Raw genomic sequence first — 15,290 nt, forward strand, 5'->3', positions numbered from 1 at the left:
CTCAGCTCAGGGCACCGTCAGCTCAACGGCAACCGCCAGATGATCCGTTCGAGGGATCCGCAACACCTGGGCGTCACGCACCCCCAGCCCGCGCGAGAGAACATGATCGATCTGCGCGAACGCCGGAATCAGATGATGCACCGGCCACGTCGGCTCCCACGCCTGCCCTGTGACCCGAAGAGCGTCGTCGAAGCCCTCGGCCACCTCCCGGAAAGCAGGATGTGCCCAACTGGAATTGAAATCACCGACCATGACCACCGCGCCCTGCTGACCGCGCTGCCACTGCGCCAGCCCAGCCAGATCGGCGCGCCATTGCGGAAGCTTCGTCGCCGAACTCGGTGAACGCGGATGAATTCCCCGGAGCGTCACCGGCCGGCCTCCGACATCAAGACGTACTACAGGCTGCTGCGGTTTGCTGTGATCGGTGTTGTCCGCATCCAATACTTTCATCGGAAAGCGGGAGAACACGATGGTCCCACCGGCACCGCCCAAAGTTGGGCCTGAGTCATGCGGAAGGCGAACCTTCAAAGCCTGACGCGCATGAGGAACGAACTGGGGACCGGCCTCGGTCAGCACGACCACATCTGTCTGTTTCGACTCCACGAGATGCTTCAGAGCCGTCACATCGATCTGACCGAACTCGGTGTTGGCTGCCAGGATCCGCAAGGGCTTGGCGCCGGTCGACGACGGATCCGCAGCAATATCCCCCGTCAGGGGGAGCACCGTCGGACCCATCGCCGTCGCGTACAGGATCAAGGACAACATGACAGCCGCTGCCGACCGCCAGTACCGCAGACCGGCACAGACCGCCAACACCATCACTGCCAGGGGACCCACCACCGGGTACAAAGGCTGCACCATCGGCACCGGACCGGTCAGATCCCACCACCACACCGTCGAGGCCAGCAGCACCATGGCTGCCGAGATTCCCAACAGCCAGGACCGCACTTTCCTCACCAGATACGCACCCGCTCCGACTCCGGCAGCCACAGGGCGTCGCCCTCACGGACGTCGAAGGCCTCGTAGAACTCGGTGAGATTCCGCACGATGTTCGCCCGGAACTCGCCGGGAGAGTGCGGGTCGATCGACAGCAGACGTTTGGCCTCTTCCGGACGGCACAAGGTCCGCCAGATCCGGGCCCAGCCCATGAAGAAACGCTGATCGCCGGTGAACCCGTCCAGCTCCGGAGCGTCTTCGTCGCCCAGAGAGAGCCGATAGGCCAAGTACGCGACGGTCACTCCACCGAGATCTCCGATGTTCTCCCCGACAGTCAGGGCACCATTCACCTTCTCATCGGGGAGACCGCGCGGGCTGAAGGCGTCGTACTGGGCGATGAGCGCGGTGGCCTTGACGTCAAAAGCCTCCCGGTCTGCTTCCGTCCACCAGTCGATCAGCTGGCCGTGGCCGTCGTATCGGCTGCCCTGATCGTCGAAACCATGCCCGATCTCATGCCCGATGACCGAACCGATCGCCCCGTAGTTGACCGCGTCGTCGGCCTCGGCGTCGAAGAACGGCGGCTGAAGGATCGCAGCAGGGAAGACGATCTCGTTCATCCCCGGGTTGTAGTACGCGTTGACCGTCTGCGCGTTCATGAACCACTCGTCACGATCGATCGGACCACCGAGTTTGGCCCACATACGATCCGTCTCGAACATCTGGGCCCGGCGCACATTCCCCAGCAGGTCATCGCGTTCGATCCGCAGGCCGGTGTAATCACGCCACCGATCGGGAAAACCGATCTTCGGGGTGAACAGGTCCAGCTTCGCCAGAGCTTTCTGCCTGGTCTGCGGTGTCATCCAGTCCAACCGGTTGATGTCATGTCGGTAAGCAGCCACCAGATTGTCCACCAGAACGGTCATCCGCTCCTTGGCCTCTGCCGGGAAATGCCTTTCGACATAGAGACGTCCCGCGTCTTCCCCGAGCAACTGGTCGACCAGGGCAGCGCCTCTCTTCCAACGTGCTCGCTGCTCCGGGACACCTGACAGCGCACGTCCGTAGAAGTCGAAATGCTCGGCCACGACCTCCGCCGGGAGATAAGGAGCATAGGCGTGGAGGACGGAGGCCCTCAGCCAAGAACGCCACACGGTGACAGGCGTCGAAGTCAGCTCGTGCGCCAAGGTCTGAAGATAAGCAGGCTGACGCATCACCAAGGCGCCGAAGGCCTCCTGCGGCGCGCCGGCAGCGGTCAGCCACTGCTCCCACGGCACTCCCGGAGCGTGCTCGACCAGGCCTTTGCTGTCGGTGAGGTTGTAACTCTTCACCGCGTCACGACAAGACACTCGGTCCAGGTGCCCGGCCGCCAGCCTGCTCTCCAGGCCCATGACCTCTGCCGCACGCTGCCGGGCTTCCTGCTCGGCGTCACCAGCCAGGGTGAACAGGCGAGCCAGGTGGGAGACATAACTCTCCCGCAGGTCGGCATAGGACTCTTCCCGGTAGTACGCCTCGTCGGGCAGGCCCAGGCCTGACTGTTCCACATAGACGACATAGCGATCGGGCTGTCCTGCGTCGGTGTTCACGTAGGGCTCCAACGCGCCACCGACCCCCTCGCGCTGCAGGCTGCCGAGGAGAACCATCAATTCTGCGCTGTCCGCAACCGTGTCAACACGTTCCAGAACTGCAGCGACCGTCGAGAGCCCGGCCTCTTCCACGGCACTCTCGTCCAGGAAACTGGCATACAGGTCTTTGGCCAGGTCACCTGGGCGGCGTGAGGCCCCCGATGTGTCCTCCCTCGAAGCGCTCTCTTCCTCCAGGAGCGCCCGCATATTCTCCTCAGCACGATCTCTCAGATCATCGAACGCGCCGAAACGACTTCTGTCGTGAGGAATCTCGGCCGTCGATAGCCAGCCTGCGCTGACATGTCCGTAAAGGTCGTCCTGGGGACGGATCGTCGGTTCCATCGCGGCTCGATCAATTCCTGAACGCATGAAGTCTCCTGTCTGGCGTGTGTGAGCCCACGCTACGTGTTGGTCCTGACAGTCACCGCCCATACCACCACAGCCCGCCCTCCAGCGGAGAAGACCGACATCTTCGACGGCACAGGAGTCCCGGCCGCCCTGCCCCTGTTGAAAACTACAGCGAAAGGGATTCCAGCCGATCTTCCAGGGGACAGCTGCGCACGCCGATGTCGGCCGCGCGTACATCAACCGTCAGATCGGACAAGAGATGTCTACAGAGTTCTCCCGTCAGGGAACTGCACGATCAGGAGGGATGAGTGGTGCCATCGGCCGACTGAGCATTAAGAGCCGCCTCGGTGGCGTCGTCGGAATCGTCCTGTTGATCGCCATCGCTCTCGGCACCTTCGCGGTGGTCTCGCTCGGACGAGTCGCTGCGGCCTCTGCTGAGATCTACGACAAGTCCCTGGTTCCGATCAGCCAGTTGGGCGCGATGCGCGCCGATATGAAGGACGTTCGGATCGGCACCCTGAACTACGTCACCTCGACCGATGCCACGGCCAAGGCCAATCACAAGAAGCGCAAGGAAGCCGCCCAGGCCCAGTTCGAGAAGGATCTCGAGGCCTACCGTCCCAACACCGTCGACACGGCAGCCTTGAAAACACTCGAGGACTCCTGGAAGAGCTACCTCCCAGTGCTCGACCCCCTGATGGCCTACGGCGACAAGATGGACTTCACCGGATACGGCCAGTACCGGGACCAGAATGCGATCGGCCCGTCCGGTGCGGCGGATTCCGCCGTCATGAAACTCGTCGACGCAGAACGCAAGGCAGCGGACGAACGCCGCGCGGAAGCCACCGCAGAATACGAAAAGAGCCGAAACACTCTGATCATCGTACTCATCGTGTCGATCGCCCTGGCCGTCGGCGGAGTCGCCTTGGTCGCCATCTCCATCATCCGTCCGATCGAAACCATGAAGAACACCGTCGACAAGGTCGGGCACGGCGATCTGACCGCCCGCACGAACCTGGACGGAACGGATGAGCTGTCGCAGCTCAGCTCCGGCCTGGACGACATGATCGCAGCCTTGAACAAGACCGTTGCCGGCGTCCGGGAAAATGCCGCTCAGGTGCAAACCACCTCAGGAGTCATCGGCGGTGCCGCTCAGGATCTGCAACGCAGCGCAGACCAGACAGCAGGCACCTTGACCACGGTGTCGGCCTCGGCGGACGAAGTCTCCTCCAACGTCCAGACCGTCGCAGCCGGTACCGAGGAGATGACCGCGTCCATCCGGGAAATCGCCAAGAACGCTCAGGACGCTGCCGGCGTGGCAGCCAGCGCAGTCTCCGTGGCGAGCACGACGAATGCGACCGTCGCCAAACTCGGCGACAGTTCGGCGAAGATCGGGGAAGTGGTCAAAGCCATCACCTCGATCGCGGAGCAGACGAACCTGCTGGCGCTCAACGCCACTATCGAAGCGGCCCGAGCCGGAGAAGCAGGAAAGGGCTTCGCCGTCGTGGCGAACGAGGTCAAGGATCTGGCTCAGGAGACCAGCAAGGCCACCGAGGACATCGCACACCGGGTGGAGGCCATCCAGGTCGACACCCAGGCCGCTGTCGCAGCGATCAGCGAGATCTCGGCCATCATCTCCCAGATCAACGACACCCAGGCCACTATCGCCTCGGCCGTGGAGGAACAGACCGCCACCACCAACGAGATGGGACGCAATGTCAACGACGCCGCCAATGGCGCCTCCCGTATCGCCGGTGAGGTCGGGGAGATCTCCGAGACCGCCAATGCGAACCGTGAAGCAGCAAAGGTCACTGCGGGAGCAGCCAATGAGCTCTCAGAACGTGCCTCGGCATTGATGACGATGGTGCAGAACTACTCACTGTGAACCGCACTGCGCGCTTCGGCCCCTGGGTCTTCAGGGTCGAAGCGCGCAGCTTGCATGCCGTGGTCGGTGGAAGGTCAGCTGCTCAGCGCCTGCACTACTCGACTCACCGGCGTCCGTCCGAGGAGATCGGCCATCCACCGGCTCGTCGACACCAGTGGTTCCAGGTCGACACCGGTATGGACGCCCATGCCGTCCAGGGCCCAGACCAGGTCCTCGGTAGCCAGATTCCCGGTGGCGGATCCTGCATAGGGACATCCGCCCAGCCCACCGGCAGAAGCATCGACGGTGGTGATCCCCCAGCGGATCGCTTCCAGCGAGTTCGCCAGTGCCTGACCGTAGGTGTCGTGAAAATGCACGGCAAGACGTTCCGGTCCGATGCCAGCTGCGTACAACGCGTCGAGGAGCCGCACGACATGCCCGGGAGTCGCCACTCCGATGGTGTCCCCCAGGGACAGTTCGTCGACGCCCAGCTCCAGGAAGCGAAGGGCGACCTCGACCACCTGGTTCACCGGCACATCCCCTTCCCAGGGGTCCCCGAAGCACATCGAGACATAGGCCCGCACCCAGGCATCGGCAGCGTCGGCTCTGCGGACGACCGGCCGGAACATCTCGAAGGACTCGTCGACAGATCTGTTGAGGTTCTTCCGGGAGAAGGCCTCGGTCGCACTGCCGAAGACGGAGACGGCGCTCACCCCGAGGTCGAGCGCACGGTCGAGCCCCTTCTCGTTCGGAGTCAGCACGGGACGTCCCCGGCCCAGCCCGTCCTTCCCCAGGAGGACAAGGAGATCGGCGGCATCAGCCAGCTGCGGAACCCAGGAGGCAGGAACGAAGCTGGTGATCTCGACGACTTCCAGCCCTGCCTCGACGAGCCGACGGACGAAGGCGGCCTTCGCTTCGGTCGGAACCGTGCTCTTCTCGTTCTGAAGGCCGTCCCGGGGGCCGACCTCGTAGATCCGGACATGGTCAGGCATCCCTGACAACGGTTCGTGCTGCGGACGGCGCATCGTGGGTTTCTCCTCACGGGGCGAGCTAGCTGACCTCCCTGTCCGAACGCCCTGCGCCCATCATGCCGTCCACTCAGCCAAGATCCTTGGAACATGCACCCCGAGAAGATAACTCGCGACGTACGGCAGTCTCACAGCTAACATCCAGAAAGCCACCGCACACTGGCTGCTGTGAGCAGCACACCTCCTGAAGCCCGACTTCTCGTCGTCGAGGATGAGCCCAATATCCGTGAGCTCCTAGCCACCTCCCTGCGTTTCGCCGGGTTCGAGGTATTCACCGCAGGTGATGGCGCCACTGCCATCACCATCGCCGAGCGAGAACAGCCCGATCTCCTCGTCCTCGACGTGATGCTCCCCGACATGGACGGATTCGACGTCACCCGTCGACTACGCGAGAACGGTCGTCACATGCCGATCGTGTTCGTCACCGCCCGGGACTCGGTGGAGGACAAGGTCAAAGGCCTCACCGTCGGCGGGGACGACTATGTCACCAAACCCTTCAGCTTGGAAGAAGTCGTCGCCCGGATCAGGGCCGTCCTGCGCCGTACCCGCGGAGAAGCCGACGAGGACCAGGTGCTGCGTTTCCACGACCTGGAGCTGAACGAAGACTCCCACGAGGTACGCCGAGGCAAACGAGTCATCGACGTTTCCCCCACCGAGTTCAAACTTCTGCGTTACCTGCTGCTCAACCCCAACCGGGTGCTGTCCAAAGCACAGATCCTCGACCACGTCTGGGACTACGACTTCCGCGGTGAAGCCGGCATCGTCGAGTCCTACATCTCCTACCTGCGACGCAAGATCGACGTGGAAGAACCCCATCTCATCCACACCAGACGCGGAGTGGGTTACGTGTTGCGACTCCCCCCGGAACAGGTTTGAGCCCGCTTGCAGCACTCCCTCGGCTTGCACAGAAGCCGAGGATGTGTGTCGTCCGGAGCCGTGATCGCGCTGTTCGGGCTCTGAAGGCATGGCCACTACGCTGGCGACTCGTCGCCGTCCTGGTCGTGCTCCTGGTGACAGCCCTCTTCCTGACGAATCTCGCGACGCAGCTCCTGCTGCGTTCGTACCTGATGGACCGCACCAGCGACGAGCTCCGCTCGGCCAGTAACTCGGCCGCGTCGAACTCGCTGCCGCAGATCATGGCAACCGGCCATGTCTTCACCCCGGGGCTGCCCACCACCTACACCGTGATCTACATGGACCCGAAGGGCCGCAGCCCCTATCTGCAGCCATCCTCGGACGAACATGTCCTTCCCGATATCCCCCGCCTTCCTCTGGACGACCCCCGAGTCCGCAGCGGTGAGCCCTTCACGACCGACTCGATCAAGGTCGATCCCTCCTCAGGCAACACCCGGACGGACAACCCGCAGTGGCGAGTGGTGGCCGGCCCCTTGTCGGATCGCAGCGGAACCTACGCCGTGGCCACCTCGCTCCGTGGGGTCGACGAGACGATGTCCCGCCTCCACGTGGTCTCCCTGGCCATCGGCCTGCTCGTCGTGGCGATCTGTGTCCACGTCGGATTCCTCGGGGTCAACCGAGCTTTCCGGCCACTACGTCAGATCGAGGACACGGCAGCCGCGATCGCCGACGGAGACCTGACCCAACGCGTTCCTGAACATGCAGCCCAGGACGAGGTCGCCAGCCTCTCCCGTTCGCTGAATACGATGCTTTCCCAGATCGAGAATTCGTTCGCCGTCCGCGAAGCCTCCGAAGACCGGATGAGGCGGTTCGTCACCGACGCCTCTCACGAACTGCGCACCCCTCTGGCCACCGTCCGCGGCTACGCCGAGCTGTACCGGCAAGGCGCCGCTTCCAGCCCTGAGGCGACGGCCGGTGCCATGCGCCGCATCGAGGACGAGGCCACCCGGATGAGCGGACTCGTCGAAGACCTCCTCACCCTGGCCCGGCTCGACAACCGCCGACCGATGACCTTCGACGAGGTCGACCTCACCGTCCTGGTCGGCGACGCCGTCCAGGATGCCAAGGCCCGCGACCCGCAACGGCCCATCCGCCTGGTCGGGCTCGGTGACGGATCGCTCGGTCCCACCATGATCTGCGGCGACGAAGCACGACTCCGCCAAGTCGTGACCAACCTGGTGGCCAATGCCCTTCAACACACACCTTCGGGCTCCCCCGTGGAGGTCGCCGTCGGCACCGTAGGCAGCGACGCCACGGATCTACCCGGTGCAGGGGAAGCCCGCCGTATCTACCGACTCGAGGTCCGGGACCACGGATCTGGTATCGCCGAGGCCGATATCGACCGGGTCTTCCAACGCTTCTTCCGAGGCGATCCCTCTCGAGGGCGCTCTTCCGGTGGAAGTGGCCTCGGTCTGGCCATCGTCATGGCGATCGTCAACGCCCATGGTGGACGCGTCGGCGTGCGAGCCACCTGCGGCGGAGGTGCCACCTTTGTCGTGGAGATCCCCTCGGACTGTCGCCCTCAGGCCAGCGTCACCTCCGGACCTGAAAAGGCCTCGACGCCCAAGGTCAAGGTCTCCGCCTCCAAACTCCGCTGGGCACGGTCCAAACGAGTCCAAGACTCTCCTGTTGTGGCCGCAGCGGCCACGCCCCCCGGCCTTGACGGCCAAGGTAAACACGCTGTAGCCGGGACGGTCTCTCCCTCTACGCCCCCTACAGCCGTCCGTACCGACGACGACCACGAAGGAGTGCGATGAGCCAGCCTGACAACCCCGGAAGCCGGGGCCCCTCTTCGCAGCTCGATACCACCCCCCCTGTCGGCCCGACAAGGACGGACGGAGGCACGCAAGGAGCTGCCCCCGCACCTACAGCTCCGACCTCTGCTGTTTCGCCGTCCCAGGCCACCGTTCCTGGGCAGGTCCTGACTCCACCCGGCGCGCCGATTCCGGGAGCGGCTGCCATGCCACCGCCCGGCGGACCAACTGCCGCGCCCCCCACCAGCGGAGAAGCTTCTTCGGAGAACACCACCTGGGCGACCGGGGACGGTCACGGGCAGGGTTATCCGCCTCCCGCCGGATGGACTGGCCAACAGCCGCCTCCTGGGCAGCAGTGGCTTATGTCTCCCGGCGCCCCGCAACCGACCCCCGAGCCTGCCGGCGTCTCCCAGCAGAGGGCGCGCCGTCTGCTCGAGATCGGTGTCGCCGCCACCTTGGCCGCCGTCCTAGCTTCCGGCGGCACCTGGGCGCTGCTCCGCTCTTCTGCCGGAATTCCTCGCACCGGGGAATCAGCACGTCAAGTGGAGCAGACCGACCCGAACAATCCGAACTGGACGGCCACGGCCAAGGCCGTTACGTCCAGTGTCGTCTCCATCCAAGTCTCGTCCGGCTCCCGCAGCGGCGACGGATCAGGCGTCATCATCGATGACAAGGGCCGTGTCGTCACCAACAACCACGTTGTGATGGCTGGCGGTGAGTCAGCCAAGATCACGGTCGCGTTGGATGACAAACGGGTCTACGCCGCCGAGGTCGTGGGCACCGACCCGGCGACAGACCTCGCGGTGCTACAGATCAACGAGGCGCCCAAGGACCTACGCCCGGTCAGCCTGGGCGATGACACCAAGTTGCGGGTCGGCGATCCGGTAATGGCGGTCGGCAACCCGCTGGGATTGGCTGGTACGGTCACCACCGGCATCGTGAGCGCTTTGAACCGCCCTGTCACCACCCGAGACAAGCCGACGGCGCCCGGCAGCGCCAACCCCGTTCCTGTCGTGACGAATGCCATCCAGACCAGCGCCGCCATCAATCCAGGTAACTCCGGTGGCGCGCTGGTCAACGGCGCTGGTCAACTGGTGGGCATCAACTCCTCCATCGCCTCGTTGTCCCAGAGCTCCGGCAATATCGGTATCGGCTTCGCCATTCCGGTGAACGAAGTGAAGAGCGTGGCGGATCAGCTGATCAACCACGGCAAGGCCCGGCACGCTTTCCTCGGCGTCACTTTGGACGACAAGGTCGTTCCAGATGGCAACGACCAGCGAGCGGCAGCAAAGATCCAGCAGGTCACCCCAGGTTCAGCAGCAGAGAAAGCCTCCATACGTGCGGGCGATGCGGTGGTCGCCGTCGACAGCGAGGTCGTCGATGGCCGGTTGAGCTTGCAGGCTCAGATCCGTGAGCGCAAGGCCGGCGATCAGGTGACACTGACCATCATCCGTGAGGGCAAGCGCCAGGACATACGGGTGACCTTGGACGAAGACACCCGTAACTGAGCTGAGGCCGAAGGGTCTGACATGTGCGCAGGCTCCGTCATCCACAACCTCGTGGACGACCGAGCCTGCGCACATGTGTCTGTGGAACGTCCGGGGAAGAACAGCTGCCCTTTTTAACGTGGTCTGGTCGCGGCAGGAGCGCCGCCCGGACGAAAGGTCTTCCCATGAGTACTCAATTCCACGTCGACACCGCTCAGATCTCCTCAGCGGCGACAGACATCCGCAGGATCAGCGCCGATCTGGAATCGAACGTGGCGGGAATGAGCTCCCGTCTCTCGGCCTTGCAGGGTGCCTGGCAGGGCTCTGCCTCGGCTCAGTTCCAGGAAGCGGTCGGCTCGTGGACCACGACTCAGCGACAAGTTCGAGAATCTTTGGACCGCATTGAAACTGCATTGTCACGCGCGGGCGCCCAGTACGCCGAGGTCGAGGCTGCAAACACGCAGTTGTTCGGTCGCTGACTGGCGTTTCCCTTTCCAGGACGGTCACCCTTCCATGCCCCCTTCCTCCGCGTCGAGAGAGGCCTCAACACTGAAAATGAATGCATATAACTAGGGTCTTGCGCGAACGTCTAAGACGAATTTTTGCTGAACAGTTTGGACAAACGCCCTGGTCACACGTTCTGTCCAGGTTAACGAGCGGAAGCTGGTTCACAGGAGGGTCACTTCTGGCCCCACAATTGCGGTGTGGACGTAGCTCTTCTGCTCCTGGCCCTCGTAGTCATTACGGCCCTGGCCTTCGATTTCACCAACGGCTTCCATGACACCGGAAACGCGATGGCCACTTCCATCGCCACCGGTGCACTCAAACCGAAGACGGCGGTGGCACTCTCTGCCATCCTCAACCTGATCGGCGCTTTCCTGTCGGTCGAGGTTGCGCTGACCGTGACCAACGCGGTTATCAACATCCAGGACAAGTCCGGCGCACCCAAGGCCGAGTTCCTGGCGAATCACGGCGAAGCGTTGCTCCTCATCGTGCTGTGCGGCCTCGTCGGTGGAATCGTCTGGAACCTGTTGACCTGGCTGCTCGGCCTCCCGTCGAGTTCGTCCCACGCGCTTTTCGGAGGTCTGATCGGATCGACCGTCGCCGGGATCGGCTGGGGCGGGGTCAACTGGTCCGGAGACGGCTCCAAGCTCGACGGCGTCTTCGGCAAGGTGATCATGCCCGCGCTGGTCTCCCCGGTCGTGGCAGGTCTGGTGGCCGCGCTCGGCACCTGGCTGATCTTCCGGATCACCAAGGGAGTCGCCGAACGCTACAAAGAGGCCGGATTCCGCTGGGGGCAGATCGGCACCGCATCCCTGGTCTCACTGGCGCATGGCACCAATGACGCCCAGAAAACCATGGGTGTGATCACCTTGGCCCTCATCGCTCATGGCTCATGGACCGACACCCATAACATCCCCCTCTGGGTGAAGGTCACCTGCGCGGTTGCGATCGCGCTGGGCACCTACCTCGGCGGATGGCGGATCATCCGCACCCTCGGCAAAGGACTGGTGGAGATCTCCTCCCCGCAGGGCATGGCCGCTGAATCTGCATCGGCTGCCGTGATCCTGACGTCCAGCCACCTGGGCTTCGCCCTGTCCACCACCCATGTCGCCACCGGCTCGATCCTGGGCACCGGCCTCGGCAAACCTGGCGCCGAGGTCCGTTGGGGCGTCGCCGGTCGCATGGTCGCAGCCTGGCTGATCACGCTCCCCTGCGCCGGCATCGTCGGTGCCATCACCTGGTACATCGGTCATGCCTTCGGCGGGTACGCCGGGCCGCTCATCGTCTTCGCGATCCTGGTGGCACTCTCCGGGTACATGTGGCTCCGCTCCCGTCAGGCGCCCATCGACCACAACAATGTCAACGACGAGTGGGAGCACGCCCCGGCTGTCGAAGGCGCGGAGAGCGTCGCTTTCACCGCTGCCGTCCAGGACGAGCGCGCCGCATCGATGGTCCCCGCCGGACAGCTGCACACCAGCACGACGGCACCCCGCCAGCCCGACTCCCAGGCCTAAGGACAGCTCACCACCATGTTCGGTCTTCTGATCAGCGCCGCATCCAAGGTGTTCTTCGTCTCCCTGATCATCGGAGCAGGACTACCCGCGCTCTTCGCCCTGGGCGTGAAAAGCCTCGCCCACGGCACGGGCCCCGACGGGACCGCCACTGCGCCGAACCCGGCAGGCAAGATCGTAGCCATCGCGATCTTCTCCCTCGTCCTCTTCACCATCGGGATCGGCATTGCGATCGTCGTGGCTTCGGGGTTGGGACAGAGCGTCAGTTTCGAGAACATCTACCCGACTTTCGTCCCGAAGCACAAGTAAGCGGTCAGCGACTGCTCCGGAAGGCATCCACCTCGACGGATGCCTTCCCGCAGCATTCATCACACGGAGTGGGGCTCCCCCCTTCGATACGATGCCTTGATCACGTGTTCCCGGAAGATCCCGGGCAGGGCCATATGTCACATCGCGAAGGGCACCGATGAGTTTTACGTTTCGTGCGATCCTCGACTGGCTACGCGCCGGTTACCCCCACGGCATCCCCCGTGAGGACTACATCGCCCTATTGGGGGTCTTGCAGAGGCACCTGACCGAGCAGGAGATCGTCGAGGTCGTGGACCACCTCCAACGGCAACGCGGCCTTGAACCGGTCTCCACCGCTCAGATCCGCGAAGCCATCGAAAACCTCCTCAAGGGGCAGGCCACCGAGGAAGACGTGCAACGGGTCACCGCCAAGCTGGCCACCGCAGGCTGGCCCACGACACAAGGTGGGAGCAGCCCGACGGCTGACGAGGACGGAACCGAGAAACCCGAGGTCGAACCGTCCGCCGGCCCGGGGGTCCCCCAGATCGGCGTGGAACCGCTGAACCAGTACTCATCAGCCCCTGAACGCCGTACTGCCTGAGCCTCGATTTTTCGGAGAAGACGCCCTGTACCGTAACGATCTCGGGTAAGACAACTTCTCAGAAGAATCCGGAGCTTCGAGAGCACACCGCGAAAACAGCTTCAGAGGCCCCAGCACCACACAACATCATCACCAGAGTCACGCCGCACCATGGTCACCGATATGGCCGATGAGGGGAGGGGACAGTGAACGCACTGGACCGATTCATCAGCTGGGTGCGCGCCGGATATCCCAACGGCGTCCCCGACCAGGACTATGTCCCGCTGATGGCGCTCCTCCGCCGAAGGCTGACCGATGAAGAGGTCGAGGACCTCGGGCACGAGCTGGTCCGGAAAGGGGTCATTCCCGCCGACCGGATCGATGTCGGCGCCGGCATCATGAAGCGGACCGATCAGGTGCCGAGCCCCGACGAGATGGTGCGGGTCGGCCAACGACTACGCAGCGGCGGCTGGCCTGTCGACCCGACCTGAGAAGTATCGCCTTCCCCCCCCGTCGTCTCTCGACGGCTCCCGGCAGACCGAGGGGCGGCTGTCCTAACCGGACAGCCGCCCCTCGTTTGCTCACTGACGAGCCTGGGTTTCCAGGATCAGAAGCCCATGCCGCCCATGTCGCCGCCCATGTCGCCGCCGGGCGCAGGAGCTGTCTTCTCCGGCTTGTCAGCGATGACGGCCTCGGTGGTGAGGAAGAGCGCCGCGATGGAAGCCGCGTTCTGCAGAGCCGAACGGGTCACCTTGGCCGGGTCGATGATGCCGGCCTCGATGAGGTCGACGTAGTCACCGGAGGCCGCGTTCAGGCCGTGTCCGGCGGGAAGGTTGCGCACCTTCTCCGCCACGACGCCGCCTTCGAGGCCGGCGTTGATCGCGATCTGCTTCAGCGGGGCCTCGATGGCCACCTTGACGATGTTCGCACCGGTGGCCTCGTCGCCCTCCAGGGCGAGCTTGCCGAACGCTGCGTCGCCGGCCTGGATGAGCGCCACGCCACCACCGGCGATGATGCCCTCCTCGACAGCTGCCTTCGCGTTGCGGACAGCGTCCTCGATGCGGTGCTTGCGCTCCTTGAGCTCGACCTCGGTCGCTGCGCCGGCCTTGATGACGGCCACGCCACCGGCGAGCTTCGCCAGGCGCTCCTGCAGCTTCTCACGGTCGTAGTCGCTGTCGGAGCGCTCGATCTCGACGCGGATCTGGTTCACCCGGCCGGCGATCTGGTCGGCGTCGCCGCCGCCCTCGACGATGGTCGTCTCGTCCTTGGTGACGACGACCTTACGGGCGGTGCCCAGCATGTCGAGCTCGGTGGACTCCAGCTTGAGGCCCACTTCCTCGGAAATGACCTGGCCACCGGTGAGGATGGCGATGTCACCGAGCATGGCTTTGCGGCGGTCGCCGAAGCCCGGGGCCTTCACGGCGCAGACCGAGATGTTGCGACGCAGGTGGTTCAGCACCAGGGTGGCCAGGGCCTCGCCCTCGACGTCCTCGGCGATGATCAGCAGCGGCTTGCCGGCCTGCTTGGTCTTGTCCAGAACCGGGATGAGGTCCTTGATGGAGCCGATCTTGGAGTTGGCGATGAGGACGTACGGGTCTTCCATCACCGCTTCCATGCGCTCGGGGTCGGTGACGAAGTAACCCGAGATGTAGCCCTTGTCGAAGCGCATACCCTCGGTGAGCTCCAGCTCGAGACCGAAGGTGTTCGACTCCTCGACGGTGATGACGCCTTCCTTGCCGACCTTGTCCATGGCCTCGGCGATCATCTCGCCGATCTGGGTGTCAGCAGCGGAGATCGACGCAGTCGCGGCGATCTGCTCCTTGGTCTCGACGTCCTTGGCCATGTCGAGCAGCTCGTCGGAGACAGCCTGGGTGGCCTTCTCGATGCCACGCTTGAGCGCCATCGGGTTGGCGCCGGCGGCCACATTGCGCAGCCCCTCACGCACGAGAGCCTGAGCGAGGACGGTAGCGGTCGTCGTGCCGTCACCGGCGACGTCGTCCGTCTTCTTGGCGACCTCCTTGACCAGCTCGGCGCCGATCTTCTCGTAGGGGTCGTCGAGTTCGATCTCCTTGGCGATCGAGACACCGTCGTTCGTGATGGTGGGTGCGCCCCACTTCTTCTCGAGGACGACATTGCGGCCCTTCGGGCCCAGGGTGACCTTCACGGCGTCTGCGAGCTGGTTCATACCGCGCTCGAGGCCGCGACGGGCCTCCTCGTCGAAGGCGATGATCTTGGCCATTGTCGGTGGTTTCCTCCCACGCGAACGGAATCTGGCGACCGGGGCACGGCGCCCGCGACGGACGGTCCGGGAGGCCGACGCGCCGTTCGCGCCGCCCGACCCCGGGCCTCACCGGCACCGGTCAGGACTGTGGTGTTCTCACGTCTCGATGCCCGGCCTGTTATCACTCGGACACTGAGAGTGCTAAGTCCATGATTAGCACTCGACCAGGGCGAGT

At 64.3% G+C, this 15,290-nt stretch carries 13 protein-coding genes; 9 read left to right on the forward strand and 4 right to left on the reverse strand.

What is annotated here, in order from left to right:
• Positions 1-6: 6 nt before the first annotated feature.
• Positions 7-957, reverse strand: coding sequence for an endonuclease/exonuclease/phosphatase family protein (locus tag DX923_RS10610; RefSeq protein ID WP_162872904.1), 951 nt, complete (start codon positions 955-957; stop codon positions 7-9).
• On the reverse strand, positions 954-2,924 hold the full coding sequence (locus tag DX923_RS10615; RefSeq protein ID WP_116114741.1) for a M13 family metallopeptidase: 1,971 nt from the start codon (positions 2,922-2,924) through the stop codon (positions 954-956). The genes DX923_RS10610 and DX923_RS10615 overlap by 4 nt, the downstream gene beginning before the upstream one ends.
• A 283-nt stretch (positions 2,925-3,207) precedes the next feature.
• On the opposite strand from DX923_RS10615, the gene DX923_RS10620 reads away from it, so the two are divergent.
• Positions 3,208-4,788 carry a methyl-accepting chemotaxis protein gene (locus DX923_RS10620; RefSeq protein ID WP_162872905.1) on the forward strand — a complete coding sequence of 527 codons (1,581 nt, stop codon included), beginning with the start codon at positions 3,208-3,210 and terminating at the stop codon, positions 4,786-4,788.
• A 74-nt stretch (positions 4,789-4,862) separates the two neighbouring features.
• Here the strand turns inward: DX923_RS10620 and DX923_RS10625 are convergent, their stop codons facing one another.
• Positions 4,863-5,792, reverse strand: a complete 930-nt coding sequence (locus DX923_RS10625; protein WP_116114745.1) for a hydroxymethylglutaryl-CoA lyase — start codon at positions 5,790-5,792, stop codon at positions 4,863-4,865.
• Positions 5,793-5,963: 171 nt separating this feature from the next.
• On the opposite strand from DX923_RS10625, the gene DX923_RS10630 reads away from it, so the two are divergent.
• The 8 genes from DX923_RS10630 to DX923_RS10665 all read left to right on the forward strand — a co-directional run bounded on the left by DX923_RS10630 (position 5,964) and on the right by DX923_RS10665 (position 13,325).
• Complete coding sequence (locus DX923_RS10630; protein WP_006502684.1) at positions 5,964-6,671, forward strand: response regulator transcription factor; 708 nt, start codon at positions 5,964-5,966, stop codon at positions 6,669-6,671.
• 41 nt (positions 6,672-6,712) lie between these two features.
• Positions 6,713-8,467, forward strand: coding sequence for a sensor histidine kinase (locus DX923_RS10635; protein ID WP_240322597.1), 1,755 nt, complete (start codon positions 6,713-6,715; stop codon positions 8,465-8,467).
• Between the two features lie 359 nt (positions 8,468-8,826).
• Positions 8,827-9,972: a S1C family serine protease gene (locus DX923_RS10640; RefSeq protein ID WP_240322598.1), complete on the forward strand. Its 1,146-nt coding sequence runs from the start codon at positions 8,827-8,829 to the stop codon at positions 9,970-9,972.
• A gap of 164 nt (positions 9,973-10,136) precedes the next feature.
• A complete protein-coding gene (locus tag DX923_RS10645; protein WP_116114751.1) occupies positions 10,137-10,430 on the forward strand; it encodes a WXG100 family type VII secretion target in 294 nt (97 codons plus the stop codon).
• A 225-nt stretch (positions 10,431-10,655) separates the two neighbouring features.
• Positions 10,656-11,969, forward strand: a complete 1,314-nt coding sequence (locus DX923_RS10650) for an inorganic phosphate transporter (protein WP_116114752.1) — start codon at positions 10,656-10,658, stop codon at positions 11,967-11,969.
• Between the two features lie 15 nt (positions 11,970-11,984).
• On the forward strand, positions 11,985-12,275 hold the full coding sequence (locus DX923_RS10655) for a hypothetical protein (protein WP_116114753.1): 291 nt from the start codon (positions 11,985-11,987) through the stop codon (positions 12,273-12,275).
• Between the two features lie 157 nt (positions 12,276-12,432).
• Positions 12,433-12,855, forward strand: a complete 423-nt coding sequence (locus DX923_RS10660) for a DUF3349 domain-containing protein (RefSeq protein ID WP_116114755.1) — start codon at positions 12,433-12,435, stop codon at positions 12,853-12,855.
• A gap of 185 nt (positions 12,856-13,040) precedes the next feature.
• Complete coding sequence (locus DX923_RS10665; protein ID WP_116114757.1) at positions 13,041-13,325, forward strand: DUF3349 domain-containing protein; 285 nt, start codon at positions 13,041-13,043, stop codon at positions 13,323-13,325.
• A 116-nt stretch (positions 13,326-13,441) separates the two neighbouring features.
• On the opposite strand, the gene groL is transcribed toward DX923_RS10665, so the two are convergent.
• Positions 13,442-15,073 (reverse strand): chaperonin GroEL, encoded by a 1,632-nt coding sequence (groL, locus tag DX923_RS10670; protein WP_116114759.1) that lies wholly within the window; start codon positions 15,071-15,073, stop codon positions 13,442-13,444.
• Between the last annotated feature and the right edge of the window lie 217 nt (positions 15,074-15,290).

Origin of the sequence: Austwickia chelonae (assembly GCF_003391095.1) — a bacterium.
Lineage (GTDB): Bacteria > Actinomycetota > Actinomycetes > Actinomycetales > Dermatophilaceae > Austwickia > Austwickia chelonae_A.